Origin of the sequence: Tessaracoccus sp. MC1756, assembly GCF_014164735.1 — a bacterium.
Lineage (GTDB): Bacteria > Actinomycetota > Actinomycetes > Propionibacteriales > Propionibacteriaceae > Arachnia.
The window spans coordinates 365,267-384,794 of sequence record NZ_JACJFZ010000002.1; the positions used below are offsets into that span (position 1 = coordinate 365,267).

General features: G+C 68.2%; 19 protein-coding genes. 10 read left to right on the plus strand and 9 right to left on the minus strand.

Annotation, left to right across the window (positions count from 1 at the left end; translation table 11 throughout):
• Positions 1 to 10: 10 nt before the first annotated feature.
• Together H5393_RS07085 and rmuC are read right to left on the minus strand one after the other, a co-directional pair.
• Complete coding sequence (locus H5393_RS07085; RefSeq protein ID WP_255436355.1) at positions 11 to 1,285, minus strand: M18 family aminopeptidase; 1,275 nt, start codon at positions 1,283 to 1,285, stop codon at positions 11 to 13.
• Positions 1,286 to 1,340: 55 nt separating this feature from the next.
• Positions 1,341 to 2,861, minus strand: a complete 1,521-nt coding sequence (gene rmuC / locus H5393_RS07090) for a DNA recombination protein RmuC (RefSeq protein ID WP_182766061.1) — start codon at positions 2,859 to 2,861, stop codon at positions 1,341 to 1,343.
• Positions 2,862 to 2,985: 124 nt separating this feature from the next.
• Here rmuC and ilvA point away from each other — a divergent pair, with 124 nt between their 5' ends.
• Entirely contained in the window at positions 2,986 to 4,260 is a 1,275-nt protein-coding gene (gene ilvA, locus H5393_RS07095) for a threonine ammonia-lyase IlvA (RefSeq protein WP_076059850.1), read from the plus strand.
• Positions 4,261 to 4,325: 65 nt separating this feature from the next.
• Here the strand turns inward: ilvA and H5393_RS07100 are convergent, their stop codons facing one another.
• Positions 4,326 to 5,291 (minus strand): 4-hydroxy-3-methylbut-2-enyl diphosphate reductase, encoded by a 966-nt coding sequence (locus H5393_RS07100; RefSeq protein ID WP_182766062.1) that lies wholly within the window; start codon positions 5,289 to 5,291, stop codon positions 4,326 to 4,328.
• Between the two features lie 53 nt (positions 5,292 to 5,344).
• Between H5393_RS07100 and H5393_RS07105 the strand changes: the two genes are divergently transcribed.
• The 3 genes from H5393_RS07105 (at position 5,345) to H5393_RS07115 (ending at position 7,608) form a co-directional block, all read left to right on the plus strand.
• Entirely contained in the window at positions 5,345 to 6,112 is a 768-nt protein-coding gene (locus H5393_RS07105; protein WP_182766063.1) for a hypothetical protein, read from the plus strand.
• Between the two features lie 10 nt (positions 6,113 to 6,122).
• A complete protein-coding gene (xseA, locus tag H5393_RS07110; RefSeq protein WP_182766064.1) occupies positions 6,123 to 7,346 on the plus strand; it encodes an exodeoxyribonuclease VII large subunit in 1,224 nt (407 codons plus the stop codon).
• 67 nt (positions 7,347 to 7,413) lie between these two features.
• Positions 7,414 to 7,608, plus strand: a complete 195-nt coding sequence (locus tag H5393_RS07115; RefSeq protein WP_182766065.1) for an exodeoxyribonuclease VII small subunit — start codon at positions 7,414 to 7,416, stop codon at positions 7,606 to 7,608.
• 5 nt (positions 7,609 to 7,613) lie between these two features.
• Here the strand turns inward: H5393_RS07115 and H5393_RS07120 are convergent, their stop codons facing one another.
• Both H5393_RS07120 and H5393_RS07125 read right to left on the minus strand, forming a co-directional pair.
• A complete protein-coding gene (locus H5393_RS07120; RefSeq protein ID WP_182766066.1) occupies positions 7,614 to 8,162 on the minus strand; it encodes a DUF4245 domain-containing protein in 549 nt (182 codons plus the stop codon).
• A gap of 162 nt (positions 8,163 to 8,324) precedes the next feature.
• Positions 8,325 to 9,125: an isoprenyl transferase gene (locus tag H5393_RS07125; RefSeq protein WP_182766067.1), complete on the minus strand. Its 801-nt coding sequence runs from the start codon at positions 9,123 to 9,125 to the stop codon at positions 8,325 to 8,327.
• A gap of 235 nt (positions 9,126 to 9,360) precedes the next feature.
• Between H5393_RS07125 and H5393_RS07130 the strand changes: the two genes are divergently transcribed.
• The 3 genes from H5393_RS07130 to H5393_RS07140 all read left to right on the plus strand — a co-directional run bounded on the left by H5393_RS07130 (position 9,361) and on the right by H5393_RS07140 (position 12,293).
• Positions 9,361 to 10,095 carry a hemolysin III family protein gene (locus H5393_RS07130; protein ID WP_182766068.1) on the plus strand — a complete coding sequence of 245 codons (735 nt, stop codon included), beginning with the start codon at positions 9,361 to 9,363 and terminating at the stop codon, positions 10,093 to 10,095.
• Between the two features lie 34 nt (positions 10,096 to 10,129).
• Positions 10,130 to 10,801, plus strand: coding sequence for a PIG-L deacetylase family protein (locus H5393_RS07135; protein ID WP_182766069.1), 672 nt, complete (start codon positions 10,130 to 10,132; stop codon positions 10,799 to 10,801).
• A gap of 253 nt (positions 10,802 to 11,054) precedes the next feature.
• Positions 11,055 to 12,293, plus strand: coding sequence for a PhoH family protein (locus tag H5393_RS07140; protein WP_182766382.1), 1,239 nt, complete (start codon positions 11,055 to 11,057; stop codon positions 12,291 to 12,293).
• Positions 12,294 to 12,397: 104 nt separating this feature from the next.
• Here the strand turns inward: H5393_RS07140 and H5393_RS07145 are convergent, their stop codons facing one another.
• The 3 genes from H5393_RS07145 to H5393_RS07155 are packed head-to-tail and all read right to left on the minus strand — an operon-like array spanning position 12,398 to position 15,601.
• Positions 12,398 to 13,753, minus strand: a complete 1,356-nt coding sequence (locus H5393_RS07145; RefSeq protein ID WP_182766070.1) for an ABC transporter permease — start codon at positions 13,751 to 13,753, stop codon at positions 12,398 to 12,400.
• A gap of 7 nt (positions 13,754 to 13,760) precedes the next feature.
• Entirely contained in the window at positions 13,761 to 14,831 is a 1,071-nt protein-coding gene (locus tag H5393_RS07150) for a COG1361 S-layer family protein (protein ID WP_182766071.1), read from the minus strand.
• Positions 14,828 to 15,601 (minus strand): ABC transporter ATP-binding protein, encoded by a 774-nt coding sequence (locus H5393_RS07155; RefSeq protein WP_370585948.1) that lies wholly within the window; start codon positions 15,599 to 15,601, stop codon positions 14,828 to 14,830. The genes H5393_RS07150 and H5393_RS07155 overlap by 4 nt, the downstream gene beginning before the upstream one ends.
• A gap of 163 nt (positions 15,602 to 15,764) precedes the next feature.
• Here H5393_RS07155 and H5393_RS07160 point away from each other — a divergent pair, with 163 nt between their 5' ends.
• From H5393_RS07160 to H5393_RS07170, 3 genes are all read left to right on the plus strand, one after another.
• On the plus strand, positions 15,765 to 17,564 hold the full coding sequence (locus tag H5393_RS07160; RefSeq protein WP_220488254.1) for an ADP-ribosylglycohydrolase family protein: 1,800 nt from the start codon (positions 15,765 to 15,767) through the stop codon (positions 17,562 to 17,564).
• Between the two features lie 97 nt (positions 17,565 to 17,661).
• Positions 17,662 to 18,291 carry a hypothetical protein gene (locus H5393_RS07165; RefSeq protein ID WP_182766072.1) on the plus strand — a complete coding sequence of 210 codons (630 nt, stop codon included), beginning with the start codon at positions 17,662 to 17,664 and terminating at the stop codon, positions 18,289 to 18,291.
• 95 nt (positions 18,292 to 18,386) lie between these two features.
• A complete protein-coding gene (locus H5393_RS07170) occupies positions 18,387 to 18,824 on the plus strand; it encodes a hypothetical protein (RefSeq protein WP_182766073.1) in 438 nt (145 codons plus the stop codon).
• A 40-nt stretch (positions 18,825 to 18,864) separates the two neighbouring features.
• Here H5393_RS07170 and H5393_RS07175 read toward each other — a convergent pair whose 3' ends face one another.
• On the minus strand, positions 18,865 to 19,443 hold the full coding sequence (locus H5393_RS07175; RefSeq protein ID WP_182766074.1) for a DUF1349 domain-containing protein: 579 nt from the start codon (positions 19,441 to 19,443) through the stop codon (positions 18,865 to 18,867).
• Positions 19,444 to 19,528 lie beyond the last annotated feature (85 nt).

The following is a 19,528-nucleotide window of genomic DNA, read 5'->3' on the forward strand; positions in this document are numbered from 1 at the left end:
CGGTTCCTTATCAGGCCGCAGCACCGCCTGCGTAGTACGACTCCATCGCGCGGGCGAGGAACCAGGCGTCCTCGACCCCACACAGCTCGCGCGCCGAGTGCATGCTCAGCAGGCCGATGCCCACGTCGACGGTGGTGATGCCCAACCGGGTGGCCGTGATCGGCCCGATGGTGGAGCCGCAGGGCATCGAGTTGTTGGACACGAACGGCTGCGTCGGCACGTCGGCGCGCGCGCAGGCGTCCAGCCAGAGGGCGGCGCCTACCGCATCCGTGGCGTAGCGCTGGTTCGCGTTGATCTTCAGCAGGGGGCCGCCGTTGGCCTCCGGATGGTTCTTCGGGTCGTGGTGGCCCACGTAGTTGGGGTGGACCAGGTGCCCGGAATCTGCAGAGACACAGCTCGACCGCGCGAACATGGCGCGGGTGGCGTCCAGGCCCAGCCCGCAGCCGGCCGCGATCCGCTCCAGGACGTCCTGCAGGAGGGGTCCACCGGCGCCGGTGGTGGTGGCGGAGCCCACCTCCTCATGGTCGAAGGCGACGAGGACCGACACGTCGGAGCCCACCTCGAGCGCCTCGAAGGCCGTGAGGCCCGCGTGGGTGGAGGACAGGTTGTCCAGGCGACCCGAGGCGAAGAACTCATCCTCAGCCCCGATCACGGCGGGCGGCTGGGTATCGAACAGGTACAGGTCGTGGTAGGCGACCTCCTCGGCCTCAACACCCGCCAGTACCGCGAGATGCTCCTTCACGGGCCGCTTCAGGTCGACGGCGACCACCGGCTGCATGTGCTGCTGCTTGTCCAGCTTGAGCGCGTCGTTGACGCCGCGGTCCAGGTGGATGGCCAGCTGCGGGATCCGGGCGATGGGCCCGCTCTTCACGAGGTGGCTCTGCCCATCACGGGTGACGAGGCGGCCGGCGATGCCGAGATCGCGGTCCAGCCAGGAATTGAGCAGCGGCCCCCCGTACACCTCCACGCCGACCTGGACCCAACCTGCCGAACGGATCAGGTCACCCGGCTTGATCTTGAACGACGGCGAGTCCGTGTGGGTGCCGACGATGCGGAACCCGGCGGTCTCGGTCAACTCCTCGGGCGCGACCCAGGCGACAACGGCGCCGTCGCGCTGGATGAACCGCTTGCCGGCGACGCCGTCGAAAGGCCGACGCGGGTCCAACTGCTCGAAGCCCGCCTCCCGCAGGCGCCGTGCCATCGTGCTGGCCGCGTGGTAGCTGGTGGGCGACGCGGTGACGAACTCCGCGAGATCTGCGATGTGGTCCTGGGCGGTGCTGAGCATGGCGTCAAACATAGCCCCAGCCCGATGGGCGTGCGACCAAGGGTGGCGTGGGGCCTCAGCCGGCGTCCGTGCGGCGGGGAAGCTGGCGGACCGGCGGATCGAGCAGCGTCTGCTCAGACGAGAGCAGCGTGCGCTCCCGCTCGCGCAGGTCCTCGTAGTCGAGCATCTCCGTGACCGTCACCTGGCGGGTGGTCAGCTCGACGCCCTTCAGCTCCGTGAGGTCTTCCGACGCGACCTCGTAGTCACGGAACCTGCGGGCCGACACCATCACGCGGGTCTCCAGCGCACCCACGGCGCTGTTGTAGTTCGTCACGGCGCTGCGCAGCGAATTGCCCAGCTTGTCGAAGTGCTTTCCGAGGGTTGCGAGCCGCTCGTAGAGTTCGCGGCCGAGTTTCGAGATCTCCCCGGCCGTCTCTGCGAGAGCCACCTGCTTCCACCCATTCGCGACGATCTGCAGCTGCGGGATGAGCAGTCCGGGTGAGGCGAGCACGACGTGCTTGCGCGTGGCGTAGTCGTGGAGGTCCGGCATCTGCTCCATGGCGAGCCGGTAGAACTCGTCCGAGGGCAGGTACAGCACGACGAACTCCGGCGAGCCCAGATCCAACTGCCAGTAGTTCTTACCGGCGAGCTGGTCGATGTGGGTCTTGACGTGCCGGGCGAAGGAGGCGAAGTGCGACTTCTGGGCCTCCGGGTCTTCGGTGTTGTACGCCTCGAGCACCGCAGCCAGCGGCACCTTCGCGTCGACGAAGATCACCTTGCCGGCGGGGAGGTTCACCCGTAGGTCAGGGCGGAACAGGCCGTCGTCGGAGGTGTAGCTCTGCTGGGTGTCGAAATCGCAGCGCTCCACGAGGCCGGAGATCTCGACGATGCGCTTGAGGCTGCTCTCCCCCCACGCGCCGCGCACCTGGGGTGTGCGCAGGGCCTGGCTGAGGCTGGTGGTCTCCTTGCGGATGGCCTCCCCCGACATCCGCACGGTGTTGACCTGCTCAGCGAGCTCAGCGGCCATCCGCACGCGGTCCTTCTCCACCGCCTGCAGCTTCTCCTGCATCTGGCGCAGGCCGTCCGCCAGCGGGGCGACGAGCTGCTCCGTCGCCTTCATCCGCTGGTCCGCCACGACATCTGCGGCCTTGCCGTGCTTCTCCAGCGACTCCGAGGACAACACCTTGAACTGGTTGAGGAGCACCTCGCGGTCTGCCGCCTGTTCCTTGGCCTTCTGGACCGCGGCGTCGCGCTCTGCCTCTGCCGCCGCCACGAGCGCCTGCACCCTGGCGGTCTCACCCTGGGCCTCGGCCACCAGCCGCTGCGCGTCCGCGGCGACGGCGCGCAGCTCTGCCTTGCCTGCGAGGACCTGGGCGATCTCCGCCTTGGCCATGGCAGCCTCCTCGCGGGCGCGACTGGCGTCTGCCCGGGCCTGTGCCGAATCGTCGCGGGCCTGCATCAACTGGCGCTGCTCCTGCTCACGGGCGGCGGTGTCTGAGGCACCCGCAGCGGCGGTGCTGCGGCGCCCCAGCAGAAAGCCTCCGACCAGGCCGAGGACGAGGGCGAAAAGACCGAAAAGGATGGCGAGTGCTTCCATGCCTCACAGCTAATCAGCCGCCTCAGACAAAACCTGAGTCCCACTCCGGGTATGCCCCAAAGACCCGGCGATCCGGCCCTCCGGCGACGTCACCCACGTCCACCGGTGACCGCAGAGTGACACAATGGTCCGGGTGAGCACACTGGCCGACCTTGCCGAATCCATCCCCGACGCCGTCGAACGGCTGTCGGCCATCGTCACGCACACCCCAGTGCAGCTGAATGAGCGGCTGTCCGCCGCCACCGGCTCCGAGATCTGGCTCAAGCGCGAAGACCTGCAGCCCGTCCGCTCCTACAAGCTGCGCGGCGCCTACAACCTCATGAGCCAGCTGAACGAGGAGGAGAAGGACGCCGGCGTCGTCTGCGCCTCGGCCGGTAACCACGGCCAGGGCGTCGCGTTCTCCGCCGCGGCCCTCGGCATCCATGCCACTGTCGTGGTGCCCCACCCCACGCCGCGCCAGAAGCGTGACCGGATCCAGAAGATCGGTGGCCAGTACGTGGACCTTGTGCTGCACGGCGCCACCTACGACGAGGCCTCGGAGGAAGCCGTCCGGCTCGCCGGCCAGGGCATGGTGCTCGTCCCCGCCTTCAACGACCCGCGCACCGCCGCCGGCCAGGCGACACTGATGGTCGAGGCCTTCGACCAGCTCGGCTTCGTGCCGGACGTCGTCGTGCTGCCCATCGGCGGCGGCGGTCTCGTCGCAGGCTGCTCGGCGTGGCTGCGCGCGGTACACCCGGACGTGCGGATCATCGGCGTCGAACCGGAGGGCGCGCCGTGCATGGCGGCCGCGATCTCAGCCGGGCGGCCCGTCACCCTCAACAACATCGACACCTTCGTCGACGGCGCGGCCGTGCGGCGGGCCGGCGACTTCACCTTCCAGGCGATCCGCGAGGCACGCATCGAGCTGGCGCGCGTCCCAGAGGGCCAGATCTGCACCGAGATGCTGGACATGTACCAGACCGACGGCATCATCGCGGAGCCGGCCGGCGCCCTCGCCGCGGCCGCCCTCCCCACCGGCGGGGTGGGCCCGCGGGTGCAGATCCCGACGGGGTCCCGGGTGCTGGTGCTGGTCAGCGGCGGCAACAACGACGTCTCGCGCTACGCCGACGTGGTGGAGCGCTCGCTCATCCACGAGGGCCGCAAGCGCTACTTCCTGGTGGAGTTTCCGCAGCAGCCGGGTGCGCTGCGCATGTTCCTCGACTCGGTGCTGGGGCCCGAGGACGACATCGCCTACTTCGAGTACGTCAAGCGCAACAACAAGGAGACCGGTCCCGCCCTGGTGGGCGTCGAGCTGGGCAGCCCGGGAGACTACCGCTTCCTCCTCCAGCGCATCGACGAGTGCGGCATGAAGACCGAGGAGATCGCCTACGACTCCCCGTACTTCACCTTCCTGGTCTGACCAGCCGGCGGTCGTCGGGACATGGAAAGGGCCGCCGGTCTCCCGGCGGCCCCCATTTCGCAGCGTCAGTGCTTCACCGCGCGGCGCAGGTCCTTGCGTAGTTCCGGCGGCAGAGCGAACTGCAGCGTCTCCTCGGTCAGGCGCTCCTCGACAGCGACGGGGTAGCCCTGCTCCTCGAGGAACTTGAGCACGCCCTGCACCAGGTCGTCGGGCACGGAGGCGCCGGACGTGACGCCCACCGTCTCCACGCCGTCGAGCCATTCGGGCTTGATCTCGCTGTAGTTGTCGACGCGGTGCGAGGCCTTCGCCCCGGCCTCGAGCGCGACCTCCACGAGCCGCACGGAGTTCGACGAGTTGGCCGACCCCACCACGATCATCAGGTCACAACCGGCGCCGGCGATCTGCTTCACCGCGAGTTGGCGGTTCTGCGTGGCGTAACAGATGTCGTCCGACGGGGGGTCCATCAGGAGCGGGAACTTCTCCCGCAGCCGGCCCACCGTCTCCATGGTCTCGTCGACGGACAAGGTGGTCTGCGACAGCCAGGCGACATCCGCGTCATCCGGCAGGTCCAGCCCGGCGACATCGTCGGGGTGCTGCACCAGGATGGTCTGCTCGGGCGCGTGGCCCATGGTGCCGTCCACCTCTTCATGGCCCTGGTGGCCGATGAGCAGGATGGTCTTGCCGTCCGTCGCGAAGCGCTTGGCCTCGTGGTGCACCTTGGTGACGAGCGGGCACGTGGCGTCGATGGTCTTCAGACCGCGCTCGGCCGCCTCGGATTTCACCGCCGGGGAGACGCCGTGTGCAGAGAACACCACGGTGGAACCCGGCGGCACCTCTTCGAGTTCCTCGACGAAGATCGCGCCGCGCGCCTGGAGGTCCTCGACGACATGGCGGTTGTGCACAATCTCCTTGCGCACGTAGACGGGTGAGCCGTACAGGTCGAGGGCCTTCTCAACGGTGATCACGGCACGGTCCACGCCCGCGCAGTAACCGCGGGGCGCAGCGACAACGACTCGTTTGGTGGCAGTCATGCCTCTTAGTCTAGGTGAAATAGGAAATACCCCCGCTTCGGTAGCCTGGGGCCATGAAATCGCCTCAGCTGCACGCCGTCGGATTCGACTTCACCTCCATGGAGGCGCTCACCAAGGCTGCGTTCGACGGTGGGGTCAGGGGCGTCAACAAGGCGCCCGGCTTCGCCCTGATCGGCGCCTACACCGACCCGAGCGGCGCCCGGGTGGCCTTCGTGCAGCGCAAGGGGCAGGCGGTCAACGTGTCCGCAGGGCTCCGCTCGGACACGCGGTACCGGGCCCAGGTGATCCGGTTCACGGACCTCCTGGCGCGCGTCGCCGTGTACTCGCAGGGCGAGGACGGCGAGCTGCTCACCCAGTTCCTTGCGATGGTCGACGACCCGATCGCCTACGAGCAGCACGACCTCACCCCCGGCGGCGGCTTCTCGATCATCCAGGAACTGCAGGTGGGCGCCCTGGCGATGGACGTGCTGGTGTTCGCCGACGAAGAGGCGTTCAAGGCCTCCGACGCCGCCCGCGTCGGCTCGATGCTGATGGAGCCGCGCTCCATGGTGTCGCCGTCGCTCCTGGGGTTGCAGGCCTCCTCGATCACCACCGAGGAGGCGGGGCCGACGCTGCTGATGGGCGCCGTCGTCCAAGACGTGCAGGTGCGTCGCAACGAGCTCACCAAGACCAACTTCCAGTACGTGCGGGCGGCGAGCGTCATCGGCCTCACTGTCGCCGTCCCCATGGAGCACCCCGTCGAGCCGGGCAACGTCATCCACGGCACGTTCTACGCCACCGTCAACGCCGGCACCTGGGACCGCAACGCCGGCGCCCACTAGGGTTGCCGGCATGGCACTGACCAGCTCCCCGGAACAACCGCAGCCGCTCGGCCGCGTGATCGGGGCGGTCAAGGACTGGGTCAACCGCTGCGGCGAGATCTGGGTCGACGCCCAGGTGGTGGAGATCAAGCGCCGCAACGCCCCCACCCAGTTCATGACGTTCCGCGACCGGATCGCCGACATGTCCTGCCAGGTCACCGCCTCCACCCTGGTCCTCGACGCTGCCGGGCCCATCCCGGAGGGCTCCCGGGTGACGGCCCGGATCCGGCCACGCGTCTGGGACCGCAACTCGACACTGAGCTACGAATGCCTGGAACTCCGTGTCGCCGGCGAGGGCCGCCTGCTGGCCCAGCTCGAACAACTCAAGCGCAAGCTCCAGGCGGAGGGCCTGTTCGAGGCCCACCGCAAACGACGCCTCCCGCTGCTCCCACGCGTGATCGGTCTGGTCACCGGCAAGAACTCCGACGCGGAGCGCGACGTCATCACCAACGTCGAGCGGCGCTGGCCCGGCGCCCACCTCCGGGTCCGGCACGCGCTGGTGCAGGGCGTCAGCTCGGCGGAATCCGTCATGACGGCATTGGCCGCGCTGGACGCAGACCCCGAGGTCGACGTCATCATCATCGCCCGCGGGGGCGGCTCCCTCGAAGACCTGCTGAGCTTCTCCGACGAGGGGCTCGTGCGTGCGGTCCACGCGGCCCGCACCCCGGTGATCACGGCGATCGGGCACGAGCGCGACTTCCCACTCGTCGACTTGGTGGCCGATTACCGGGCCTCCACCCCCACCGATGCGGCCAAGCACGTGGTGCCGGACCACGCGGCGGAGCAGGCCGGTGTCGCCCAGGCGCTCCAGCGGCTGCACCGCGCCGTCGACGGTGTGCTCACCCGTCGGCAACAGGTGCTGGACGCGCTGCGCTCGCGCCCTGTCATGGTGGACCCCACCAGCGCCTTCGACGCCCACGTCGAGCGGGTGTCGCTGCTGCGCCACCGTCTGGAATCTGCCATTGGCCGCCGGCTCCGCGACGAGGAATCAGACCTCCGGGCAGCCGTCAGCACCATCCGGGCGCTCTCCCCCAAGCGGACTCTGGAGCGCGGGTACGCCGTCCTGGTGGACGAGGCCCACGCCTCAGTGTCCAGCATCGGCGACACCACCGTCGGCGCCCGCATCCACGCCTACCTGGCCGACGGGGAACTGGCCCTCGATGTCGCCCGGGTCACGCCCGAAGGGGCGTCCTGATGTACCGAAGGGCCGTGTCCTGAGTATTCGGGGGGGGCCGAACGAATGTGTCGAAGGGAGCCATACGATGGCTGACGAGAAACTGACCTATGAGCAGGCCCGCGACGAGTTGGTGGCCGTGGTCGGCAAGCTGGAATCCGGCGGTGCGTCGCTCGCCGATTCGATGGCGCTGTGGAAGCGCGGCGAGGAACTGGCGAAGATCTGTCAGGAGTTCCTCGACGGCGCGAAGGAGCAGGTGGCCAAGGCCCGCGAATCCGGCTGAGCGGCCTATCGCTCCACGAGGGTGGAGGTGAAGGCCTCGAGTTCCGGGAAGTCGGTGTCCGCCGAGACCACCGTCGTCACGCCGTCCTGCTCGTTGACGAGGCTGCGCGTACGGCCGTCCTTGCTCTCGTAGCGGGACCAGTCACGGCCGGCGAGCGTCGTCTCCTCGCCGATCTCGTTGCCCTCGCGGGTGCCACTGCGTACCAGTTCCCGGGCGGACTCGTCGCGCTGCAGGACGCCGTAGTAGATCTCGTCCGGTGAGAGGTATCCCACCTGCCACGAGTTACCTACCGCGGGCTCCGTGGTGATCCACGGCTGGCCCTTCTGGGCCCAGGCGGCGCGGACCGGGACCCAGCCCGCCCCCGGGTTGCCGGCCACCAGCACCGGGAACGGCGACTCCGCCTCCGCCCGGGTGATGAAGGGGCCCAGATCGATGGGTTCGACCTCCTCCTTTGGCGTGGAGGTGAAGAAGATGATGACCAGCAGCACCGGAACAGCGATGACCGCCAAGGAGATGATCATGTCCCTACCGCGGGCCTTCGGGTTGCGAGCCATGCGCGCCACCCTACCCAGCCGCCGCCTCCGACAGCCACCTGCGCCCAGCCGCACGCGCCGAGCCACCCCGGGCTGGGTGAAGTTGTGCAGCTAGTCCGCTGCACAACTCACACCTGCCGGGCCGCCGGACGTCGCAATGCCATCGACCGGACGACGCGGGGATCAGCGCCCGAAGCGACGCTCGCGCTGGGCGTAGGCCCGCAGGGCGCGGACGAAGTCGACGCGGCGGAAGTCCGGCCACAGCGCCTCGCAGAAGTAGAACTCGCTGTGCGCCGACTGCCACAACAGGAAGCCCGAGAGCCTCTGCTCGCCGGAGGTACGGATGATCAGATCGGGATCCGGCTGACCCTTCGTGTAGAGGTGTTCGGAGATCTCGTCGATCTCCAGCGTTTGCGCCACCTCTTCCAGCGTGGCGCCCTGTGAGGCCTTCTCGGCGAGCAGGGAGCGCACGGCGTCGCGCAGTTCGTGGCGGCCGCCGTAGGCGACGGCGACGTTGACCACCATGCCGGCGATGTCCTCCGTCGACGCGGAGGCCGCGCGCAACGACTGGGCGCACTCGTCGTCCAACAGGTCAAGGGCTCCCACCACCTGCACGCGCCAGCGCTTCCGGGCGGCGAGGTCGCGCACGAGATCCTGGATGACCTGCAGCAGCGGGGCGAGTTCCGCCTCCTCACCACGGCTGAGGTTCTCGGTGCTGAGCACCCACAGCGTGATGACCTTGATGCCGGCGTCCTCGCACCACTCCACGAACTCGCGGAGCTTGCCCGCGCCCGCCCGGTAACCTGCGACGAGGGGCTCACCGGGTGCGTTCATCCGGGCCCACCGACGGTTACCGTCGGCGAGGACGGCCACGTGTTGGGGGAGCGACGCCTTGTCCAGCTTGTCCAGCACGCCCCGCTCGTAGGTGGCGTACAGCCATTTGGGCGGCCACCACCGCTCGCTGAGCGGGCGCGCAAGTGACATGCGAGAAGCCTAGGGCATCGCGTCAAGGGCCCGGCAGGTACGCCTCCCCGAACCAACCCGACAGGTGTCCTACAGATGACGTGACCCCCGCCGAAATGAGGGGGTGACCCCATCTGGAGGACGGACAGCGGGTCTGCCGGGCGACGCCGATGCTCGAGTGATGGAATCGTGTTGGAAATCGGCGCGCAACGCGTTAACCTACGGTTGCGTAAGTTACGGAAGCGTAGGTCTGACCATGAACGACTCCTCCACCGTCGAAGCAGGCACCGGGACCACCCCGCAGCCGAGCGAACGGCCCAGCTCGGAAGCCCCCCTCCAGGGCGGTGAGCTGTCAACGACGGCGGGCACGAAACCGAAGCTGCGGGGGTGGCTGCATCTGGGGATGTCGCCCATCGTGTTCATCGTCGGCCTGGCGTTCACCACCTTCGCACCGGACCTCACGGCCCGTATCGGCGCCGCCGTCTACACGCTGGCCGCAGTGCAGCTCTTCGGCACCAGCGCCGTGTACCACCGCGGGAACTGGTCCGACAGGACCAACGCGATCTTCCGCCGCATCGACCACTCCAACATCTTCGTCTTCATCGCCGGCACCTACACCCCCCTGACGCTCGCGCTGTTGGACGGCAGCTCCCGCCGGGCCCTGCTGATCCTGATCTGGTCGATCGCCGTGCTCGGGGTGCTCTTCCGCGTCACCTGGTTGTCGGCGCCCCGCTGGTTCTACACGCTGCTCTACGTGGCCATGGGGTGGGCAGCCGTCGGGTGGCTCAACCAGTTCTGGGCGGAGGGCGGCCCCGCGGTGGTGCTACTGCTGTTGGGCGGCGGGCTCGTCTACTCGGTGGGGGCCCTCGCGTACGGGACGAAGCGGCCGCAGTTGTCGCCCACCTGGTTCGGCTTCCACGAGGTGTTCCATGCCTGCACGATCGTCGCCGCAGTGCTCCACGCGATCGCCATCGGGCTGGCCATTTTCTGATCCCCATGCCACGTGCCGCCGGTAGATTGGCTCCATGACGGACCTCTTTCCCACCAGCTGGAATCATGCAGTGGTCGTCGTCGCGCATCCCGACGACCCGGAGTACGGCATCGCAGCTGCCGTGGCCAGGTGGACGCGCGAGGGGAAGCAGGTCACCTACCTCCTGGCCACCAGCGGCGAGGCCGGCATCCAGGGGATGTCGCCGGCCGAGGCCGGCCCGCTCCGCGAGGAGGAGCAGCGCCGCGCGGCCGCCCATGTGGGCGTCAGCAGGTTGATCTGGCTCGACCTCCCAGACGGCAGGCTGGCAGACACCCCAGGCCTCGCCGACGCCATCCGCCACGCCACCGAATCCCACCCCATCGACGTCGTCATCTCCACCTACCGGGGCCCACAGTGGGAACCCGGCATGCCCAACCAGGCGGACCACATGGCCGTCGGCGAAGCGACCATCGAGGCGCTCGCGGGCAGGAACGTCTGGCACTTCGAGAACGGCCCCGGCCCGACGCACCACCTGGTGGTGACGGACGACGACGTGCAGGCCGCCGTCCGGTCGCTCGCGGAGCACCAGGTCTACCTGGCGGTGCTCGACCCGACCACCGACGTGTGGTCGCAGGCGGAAGCGGTGGTGAACCGCAGCATCGACACGGCGCACGGCGACAACCGCGTCCAGTTCAGGCTGGTCTCGGCACCGGCGCGGGATTCCTAATCACACCATTGTCATTCAGGTCTTCCCGTTGCCCCGCCGGCGCGTTACTGTCTAGGCATGGAGAATCGCTCCATCACTGAAGATCCGGTCCCCTGACCTCAGGACGGGGGCAGGCAAGAGCGTCGCCCCCGCGAAGGGAGCAAACGTGCTCAACCTGTCAGACCAGCAGACTTCCCCCACCGCTGCGCAGCCCATCACGGCCATCAAGACCTACGTCGTCGACACCTCCGTCCTCCTTTCAGACCCGAAGGCGATGTTGCGCTTCAAGGAGCACAACGTCATCCTGCCGATCGTGGTCATCACGGAGCTCGAAGCGAAGCGCCACCACCCCGAACTGGGCTTCTTCGCCCGCTCAGCACTTCGCCTCCTCGACGACCTCCGCGTCGAACACGGCCGTCTCGACACCCCGCTGCCCACCAATGACCAGGGCGGAAATTTGCGGGTCGAGTTGAACCACAGCAACGAGGAAGCGCTCCCGCCCGGTTTCCGCCTCGGCGACAACGACACCCGCATCCTCGCCGTCGCGCTCAACTACGCCAACGAGGGCCACGACGTGGTGCTGGTCACCAAGGACGTGCCGCTCCGAGTGAAGGCAGCGGCCGTCGGGCTCGCCGCCGAGGAGTACCGCAACGACCTGGCGGTCCACACCGGGCACACGGGCATGGCGGAGGTCGCGGTCACCTCGGAGGACGTCGATTCCCTCTACTCAGACGGCGTGCTCACCACAGCGGCCGCGGACGACATCTGCGTCCACTCCGGCGTGGTGGTCAATGCCCCTGGTTCGTCGGCGCTGGCCCGCAAGTTGCCCAACGGGGACCTGAAGCTCATCAAGCACGACCGCGAGGTCTTCGGTCTACGCGGCCGCTCTGCAGAGCAGCGGGTTGCACTCGAGATCCTCATGGACGACTCCATCGGCATCGTCTCCCTGGGCGGCCGGGCGGGCACCGGCAAGTCGGCGCTGGCGCTCTGCGCGGGCCTCGACGCGGTGCTGGAGCAGCGCAAGTACACCAAGGTGATGATCTTCCGGCCGCTCTACGCGGTGGGCGGTCAGGAGCTCGGCTACCTCCCGGGCAGCGCGGAAGAGAAGATGCAGCCCTGGGGCCAAGCGGTGTTCGACACCCTGTCGGCGGTCACCAACAAGTACGTCATCGACGAGTTGCTCGAACAGGACATGATCGAGGTGCTGCCGCTGACCCACATCCGCGGCCGGTCCTTGCACGACGCGTTCATCATCGTGGACGAGGCCCAGTCGCTGGAGCGCAACGTCCTCCTGACGGTGTTGTCCAGGGTCGGCCAGAACTCGCGGGTGGTGCTGACGCACGATGTCGCCCAGCGGGACAACCTCCGGGTGGGTCGCCACGACGGAGTGGTCGCCGTGATCGAGAAGCTGAAGGGCAATCCCCTCTTCGCGCACGTCACTCTGACCCGCTCCGAGCGTTCGCAGATCGCGGCGCTGGTCACCGACATGCTGGAGGTCGACTCACTCGGCTGACGGCCACCCGGCACAGACTGGAATTCGGAGGGAGATTCCAGCCACATCGCCCGTATAGAGCGGGATGTGGCAGGTATCTCCCTCCGAATTCCGGTGACGGTCCCCTACTCGGCGCGAATGGCGGCCAGCGGGCTGAGTTTCATCGCGCGCTGCGCCGGCAGCACGCCGGCGACGGTACCGATCAGGGTGGCGAAGCCGACGGCCCCCACCATCAACCACACGGGGATGATCGACACCTGGCCACCCTCGGAACCGGTGACCATCTGCGATCCCAGGGTGGCGTTCAGCACCGCGGAGACGCCCAGCGACAACAACAGCCCGATGAGGCCGCCGAAGAAGCCGATACTCGAGGCCTCGATCAGGAACATCTTGCGGATGTCGCCGAGGGCGGCTCCCATCACCTTCATGATGCCGATCTCCCTGGTGCGCTCGTAGACGCTCATCATCATCGTGTTGGCGATACCGATGGCCGCCACCAGCAGCGAGATGAAACCGATGCCGCCGAACACCGCCTGGATGATCAGCCCCTGTTCCTGCGACTGCCGGATCCACTCGATCTCCGCATATGCCTGATAGCCCTGGTCCCGCAGCGTGTTGAGCACCGCCTCCGCGTCCTCCGGGCTGTCTGTCAGCACCTTGAACTCGGTGTAGATGAAGTCCTTGCCCAGCGGCTTCCCGTCCGATGTGGCGGGCTGGTTCGGCAACGCCTTACCCGGCATCGCCTTCCGTAGCCACTCGATCATGCCGTCGAGATCCGCCCACACCGACGTCGAGTACGGTCCCCACTGGTCTTCCGCGAGGTCGCTGTGGAGTTCGCCGATGACAGGCAGGATGTGCCGCTTCGCAGGTTTCGGGGGCGCCGCCGGGTCGTCGCCGGGCGCCGGGGCGCCGTCGATCGGCACGGGGCCGTACTCCCCCCAGGTGGTGACCGTGCCGAAGAGGGTCTGGGTCCTGAAGTCGATGTCCATGGGCATGCCGGTCATCGGGTCCCAGAACTGCTCGTCCACCTTGTCGCCCAGCAGCAGGCCGAACGTGCCCTGCTGCGGCATTTCGCCCCACGCGAGCTCGAGCTCCATCTCCGGGAAGGCTTCGGCTGGGAGGCCCTGAATCTGGAGGTACTGCTTGGTGGTGCCGACACTGATCTCCAGGTCGGCCAGGTACACGGGCCACACGGCCGTCGCACCCGGCGTCGACGCCAGGAAGGTGCGCATGGCCTCGTTCATCTTGGTGGGCCCGCCGACGCCCACCTGTTCGGGCGCCGGGGCCCCGCTCACGGACACCTGGCGCAGGTTGATGTTCTGGAACTGGGCCGTGAAACTCGACGAGAGCCCCACCCCCAGCGACACCATCACGATCACCGCGGTGGTGCCGATGAGCACGCCCAGCACCGTCAGCGACGTGCGGAACAGTCGCTGACGCAGACTCGCGAAGCTCGTCGCGAGGAGATCGGACCAACGCATCGAGGGCTCAGCGGACTTCCGCGCCGATGAGCGGGTCGCCGAGTGCCGCCAGCGACTCCATGTCCTCCGTCTCGGCGCGCCTGCGCCGACGACGCCGGACGGCGAGCACCGCCATGATCAGGAACAGCAGGAGCAGGCCGCCGCCGACAAGCAGCGGGATCCAGGGGAAACCCGCGCCCTCCTCCGGCATGGGCTCCTCCCACTGGCCCGGCTCCTCCATCGGCACGGGTGCCATCACGGCGACCTCGAGGGTCTTGTCCATGGTGCTCACGTTGCCGTCAACGTCCTCATAGGACACGGTGACGGTCACCGGCCCGGCGGCCTCCTCCACCGCCTGCACCGTCATGTCGACGGCTCCGCTGGCCCCGGCGTCGACAGTGCCGACGAACACCTCGTGACCGACGATGGGCTGGCCCTCGGCGATGGAGGCCTTGGCGTTGTAGAGCTTGGTCTTGCCCTGATTGAAGATGCTGAAGGTCAGCGAGGCGTCCTGACCCATCGTCAACTGCGGCGGCAGCAACTGCGGGGCCGACGCATCCGCGCGGATGTTCTGCTTGACCTGGATGGAGACCGTCTCCTGGGCCGAGTAGGCGTTGGCCTGGCTGTCCTCGTACTCGATGCTGATCGTCAGCTGGTACGGCTTCTCCTCCAGGGAGGGCAGCGAGTGGAAGTTCATCGTGCCTGACTCGATCTGGTCGGCACCGATGCGGTTGAGGTACAGCGACGACGAGCCGTTGGCCGGCAGGAAGGCCGCGTCGGCCGACGTCAGCGTGACCAACATGTTCTGCACGCGCGTCTTCGTGGAGGTGTTGCGCAGCGTGAAGGTGACCTGGAAGTCGTCGCCGGCCTGCACCTCCGCCGGGTTCGTCGTGAACCCCGACAGGATCACGCGGGGCGTGGACACGCCCGGCACGACGACGGGAGGCGCGGGTGGTTCGCCCGACGGCGCACCCTCGGTGCCGCCGTCGCCCTGTACGCCACCGTCCGTGGTGGGGTCCCCCGCCGCGCTGGCGAGCGGGATGAGGCTCAGGCTGGACACCATCATCAGCACGAGCATGAGGCGGTGGATCATCTTCATGGCGCGACCTTCTGGGTAGTGACGACGGGGCCCGTCTGGGCGTGTTCCGTCTGGGAGATGTCGGTGATGCGGCCGTCCCCGATGCTGATGATCGTGTCGGCGAACGAAGCCAGGTGGTGGTCGTGGGTGACCATGATCCACGTCTGCTGGAAGCGCTGGATGACGGCGCGGAAGAGGCGCAGCGTCTCCTCGGAGGTGCGCGAATCAAGGTTGCCGGTGGGCTCATCGGCGAAGACGAGGGTGGGCTGGACGGCCATGGCGCGGGCGATGCCGACGCGCTGCTGCTGGCCGCCGGAGAGCTGGCTCGGTTTGTGATGGAGGTGCCCGGCGAGCCCGAGTTGCGTGAGGATCGCCCGGGCGCGCGCCTGCCGGGTGCGCTTCGGGATGCCCCGGAAGCTCAAGGGCATCGCGACGTTGTCGAGTGCGGTGAGCGACTGCAGCAGGTTGAAGGACTGGAAGATGAAGCCCACCTGCTCGCGGCGGTAGGTGACCAGTTGGGACTCGCTGAACCTGTGCAGCGGTTGGCCTGCGACGAACACCTCGCCCGCCGTCGGCTTCTCGAGGCCGCCGAGCATGTTCAGCAGCGTCGACTTGCCGGAACCGGAGGTGCCCACGACGGCGGTGAAGCTGCCCCGCGGGATGGTGAGGTTGATCCGGTTCAGGGCGACCACCCGGGAGTCGCCGACGCGGAAGATCTTGCTCAGGTCACGCGTCTGCACGAGGGGTTGGCCGACGTCCGGCAGCGGCGGCCGCTGTGTCTTCGGTGGCACCAGGCACCCCCCTTGTGTCGTGGTACAAGAAACATAGCGGTCCCCCGTCGTCGACGCTGCCCCGACCCGGGAGAAGGACGCAGTGCCGAGCGCCGAGCGGAAATGTCAGACGCCGGCCCTACCGTGGAAACACAAGCCAATAACGGGGGCAAGGAGGACGGCTTTGAATACTGAGAACATCCTGGACCTACGCGATGCGATCGCGGGTCTGCTACGTGAGGTGCACGGCACCGATGACAGCAAGGTCATCGATCTGGTCTGGGGGTACTACCAGATGGCCTCGGACGGGGACGACCTGATCATTGAGATCGAGTCCAACTCCTACATCGACGACGAGGACGTGCAGCTCACCGAGGAACAGTGCGCAGCGCTGGAACAGTTGGGCTTCACCCGCCCTGATGACCGCATGCTGAACTGGTGGATCGGCATCGAGGGCGGCCGCGAGGAGGACATCGAGGCCGCTGCCCTGGCCACGGCCCGGGGCCTCGTCGAGGTCCTCGGCCACGACCTGCCCGGGGCGCTCGCCGCCTCCCTGGCCTGGCGCCCCCAGCGGGCGTTCCACGTCTCGCGGGACCGGGCCGCGGGCCTGCTCGTCGGCACCGCCGTCGGGGATGCGCTGGGCGCCGGCTACGAGTTCGGGCCCACGCTTGCCCCGGATGCGCCGGTGAGCATGATCGGCGGCGGGCTGGGCGATTTCGCCCCCGGCGAGTGGACGGACGACACGTCGATGGCGGTGTGTATCGCGCACGTCTTCAACCAGCGGATGGATCCCCGCACGGCTCAGGCCCGCGACGCCATCGCCACGAACTTCGGGGCCTGGATCGCCAGCAACCCGCCGGACGTGGGTGTCCAGACCCGCGCCGTCATGCGCATGGCAGACGCCGGGTACGCCGACGACCTGACGCAGGCGGCGCGGCAGTACTTCGCCTCCAATCCCACCCGCAGCGCGGGCAACGGCGCCCTCATGCGCACGGCTCCCGTCGCGCTGTTCGACACCACGCCGCTCATCGTGGCGAGCGTGGCACGGCGCATCGCGGAGTTGACGCACGCAGACCCCATCGCGGGCGACGCGTGCGTGATCTGGTCGATCGCCATCGCCCACGCCGTCCAGTTGGAGAACTTCGACGGCGTGCGGGAGGCACTCCACTACATCCCGAAGGAGCGCCGCAACTACTGGGCGGAGCGCCTCGACGAGGCGGAGACGCTGCCCCCGGCCACGTTCTCGAAGAACGGCTGGACAGTGCACGCTTTGCAGGCGGCCTACGCCGCCATCGTGCAGACGCCGGTCCCCCTGGAGGACCCGGCTGATCACTTCCGCCTGGCGTTGGAGAACGCGGTCAGGGTCGGACACGACACAGACACCGTCGCGGCCATCGCCGGTGGGCTGTTGGGAGCCAGGTGGGGCTACTCGGCCATCCCCCTGCAGTGGACCCGCCGTCTGCACGGCTGGCCGGGGCTCCGCGCGAAAGACCTCAAGGAGATGGCCGCGCAGATCTTCCCCGCCGATTACACCGTGCAACCGGGCCTGGACAACTTCTTCCAGCACCCGCTGGACAGCGGCCTCTTCGTGGGCGGCTACCGCGCCGGATCCACGCCACCTGAGGGCATCGACGCGGTGGTCTCGCTCTGCCGACCCTCGGACGCGGACGAGCTGGCCAAGGGCATCGCGCCGGACAACCGCATCGAGGTCTGGCTCTCAGACCGCGGTTACGAGGACAACCCACACCTCGACCATGTGCTCACGGAGGCTGCCCACATCGTGGCCAGCCTGCGGGCCGAGGGGCTGACGGTGTTGATCCACTGCGTGTCCGGGCAGTCGCGGACCCCCACGGTGGCGTCCCTCTACGCCGCTGAGGCGCTGGGCGTGCCTGCCGCCGAGGCGCTGCGGGCGCTGCAGGAGATTCATCCGAACGCTCAACCGAATCCCACATTCCTGGAAATCATCCGCCGACACACCGTCTGAAACGCACATCCGACACGCCCTCAGGATGACGCGACCCCACCTCGCGGTTTATCGTGAAGACGGCGATCCAAAGATCGCCGTTGCGGGAGGAAGCGGCATGCGGCACACGGAGCAATTGAAGGAACTTGAATTCACCCCGTCGAAGGTCAAGGTGACAGACTGGGACCTCCGCATTCCGATAGCTCCAAAGGCCGGTCCGTTCTGCCAGCTCGTGGTGGAGCCGTCGACGGCCGCCGGCCCCGGTCTTTTCGCCTGGGTTGTCGCTGACAAGGTCGTCTACCTCGGCCATACCGATGATCTGGCCAGCGTCTCGAACACGCACGGGGACTACTCCGTCGTCTCCCCGTCCACGACGGACGGCGGCCCGGCCACGATCAACAACCTGATGAACGCGGCCCACAAGGCGGAGCACCGCGTCTCGTGGTGGTGGCGTCAGGAGACCACGGCAGATGACGCGGCCCAGGCCGCCGAAGGCCTTGTGGCAGAACTGGATCCCATGGGCAACAAGTTGACCCGCCCCAAGGCGGCCCCGGTGAAGGCTCAGGCCCTGCCAGCGGCAGCAGCCACGCGGACTCCCCGTGTGGCTGCAACCCCGAAGGCAAAAGCCCCCGTCAAGTACGACGCCGAGCGCGTCACCCCCACGGGCCTCGTCTGCCCGTCGTGCTTCATCCGGGTGTCGTTGGCCACGCGGTGGTGCGACGACTGCGAGATCCTGGTCGCCAGCTGACCCTTCCCGCCCGAGTCGGTGCTGTCGGGCGCCGCTCCGTCGAGGCGCGGGCTAGCCTGGAAGCCACAACGAGCACGCTGTGACAAGGAGTGGCCATGGAGATCCTGTACACGACCAACAACGAGTTCGGCCAGGCAGTCTTCGCGCGCCGCGACGAGGCCCACAATGTCGCCCGCATCCGCCGGGCGCTGAACAACGCCACCACGTGGGCGGAGTTCAAGGAACTGATGGACCCGTACGAGTACCAGTACCTGGTCGAGAAGAACCTGGGCATGACGATGGACAACATCGATCTCACGGAGCCGTTCAATCCCGACGCCATCCCGGGGGTGGCGGACCGCTACTACCCTGCGTGGCTGCAGGCGCGGATGTTGGAGTGGTTCCCCAAGTCGCTGATCCTCAAGTACGACGGCGACATCACCTCACTCCGGGGTGATGCCCTCGTGCTGCCCGGCGACTATGCCGACGAGGTGGCCGACGACCTGCGCTCCGAGGGTTACAGCGTCGCACGTACCGACCTGTCGTTCCTGTAGCCAGCCACTGTCGGCACTCCGGTGGGCCGGCCGCTACCGATCAGTGCAATGAAGCGTCTGCCGCGCCTAACGACCACTCGTGGAAGCGCACCGTCAGGCCGTCGCGCTCGGGCGCGCAGGTGAACGGGCCTGCCTGCACCTCCGCGTCGGCGGGGAAGGCGGCGAGCCGGACCAGCCGCAGTTCACCACCGTCGAGGCCCGCCCGGACGGTGACCGCGTCGCCGGAGCGGGACAACCGCACCCGGACCCTCCTCCCCTGCCACTCGTCGACGGGCGACGTCGACCAGTCGGAGAGCGGGTTGGTCACCACCGCTCCCACCATGGGGTGCCCATCCGCGAACTCCACGCCGGCCTTCACCCACGCGTCGGGACCGGCGGTGAGAAAGATGCCCGCCTGATCGAACTGCTCGTCGAAGTTCGCCGTGAAGACCACCTCCATCGCGGTGTCCTGGGGAAGGGGCGCGACGAGGGCGTGCGCGTTGTAGCGCTCGAACCCGTAGGAGGTGATGCGCCAGGCGTCGGACTTCTCGGCGGCCGTGACAAGGAGGTCAGTACCCTCCTCGCGGGCCTCCACCGGCGGGGTGGTCCAGGTGCCGTCGGTCCAGTTCAAGCGCTGCATCTTCGCCGCCTCCGTGAGCAATTGGATGGGGTCACGCCCGGTTTCGCACAGATTCCTCGGCGTGTCGCATCACGACCCTATCCAA

Coding starts and splice junctions, on each gene's coding strand:
- H5393_RS07085 (WP_255436355.1), bottom strand. CDS start 1,285: ATGCTCAGCACCGCCCAGGACCACATCGCAGATCTCGCGGAGTTCGTC.
- rmuC (WP_182766061.1), bottom strand. CDS start 2,861: ATGGAAGCACTCGCCATCCTTTTCGGTCTTTTCGCCCTCGTCCTCGGC.
- ilvA (WP_076059850.1), top strand. CDS start 2,986: ATGGTCCGGGTGAGCACACTGGCCGACCTTGCCGAATCCATCCCCGAC.
- H5393_RS07100 (WP_182766062.1), bottom strand. CDS start 5,291: ATGACTGCCACCAAACGAGTCGTTGTCGCTGCGCCCCGCGGTTACTGC.
- H5393_RS07105 (WP_182766063.1), top strand. CDS start 5,345: ATGAAATCGCCTCAGCTGCACGCCGTCGGATTCGACTTCACCTCCATG.
- xseA (WP_182766064.1), top strand. CDS start 6,123: ATGGCACTGACCAGCTCCCCGGAACAACCGCAGCCGCTCGGCCGCGTG.
- H5393_RS07115 (WP_182766065.1), top strand. CDS start 7,414: ATGGCTGACGAGAAACTGACCTATGAGCAGGCCCGCGACGAGTTGGTG.
- H5393_RS07120 (WP_182766066.1), bottom strand. CDS start 8,162: ATGGCTCGCAACCCGAAGGCCCGCGGTAGGGACATGATCATCTCCTTG.
- H5393_RS07125 (WP_182766067.1), bottom strand. CDS start 9,125: ATGTCACTTGCGCGCCCGCTCAGCGAGCGGTGGTGGCCGCCCAAATGG.
- H5393_RS07130 (WP_182766068.1), top strand. CDS start 9,361: ATGAACGACTCCTCCACCGTCGAAGCAGGCACCGGGACCACCCCGCAG.
- H5393_RS07135 (WP_182766069.1), top strand. CDS start 10,130: ATGACGGACCTCTTTCCCACCAGCTGGAATCATGCAGTGGTCGTCGTC.
- H5393_RS07140 (WP_182766382.1), top strand. CDS start 11,055: ATGTTGCGCTTCAAGGAGCACAACGTCATCCTGCCGATCGTGGTCATC.
- H5393_RS07145 (WP_182766070.1), bottom strand. CDS start 13,753: ATGCGTTGGTCCGATCTCCTCGCGACGAGCTTCGCGAGTCTGCGTCAG.
- H5393_RS07150 (WP_182766071.1), bottom strand. CDS start 14,831: ATGAAGATGATCCACCGCCTCATGCTCGTGCTGATGATGGTGTCCAGC.
- H5393_RS07165 (WP_182766072.1), top strand. CDS start 17,662: ATGCGGCACACGGAGCAATTGAAGGAACTTGAATTCACCCCGTCGAAG.
- H5393_RS07170 (WP_182766073.1), top strand. CDS start 18,387: ATGGAGATCCTGTACACGACCAACAACGAGTTCGGCCAGGCAGTCTTC.
- H5393_RS07175 (WP_182766074.1), bottom strand. CDS start 19,443: ATGCAGCGCTTGAACTGGACCGACGGCACCTGGACCACCCCGCCGGTG.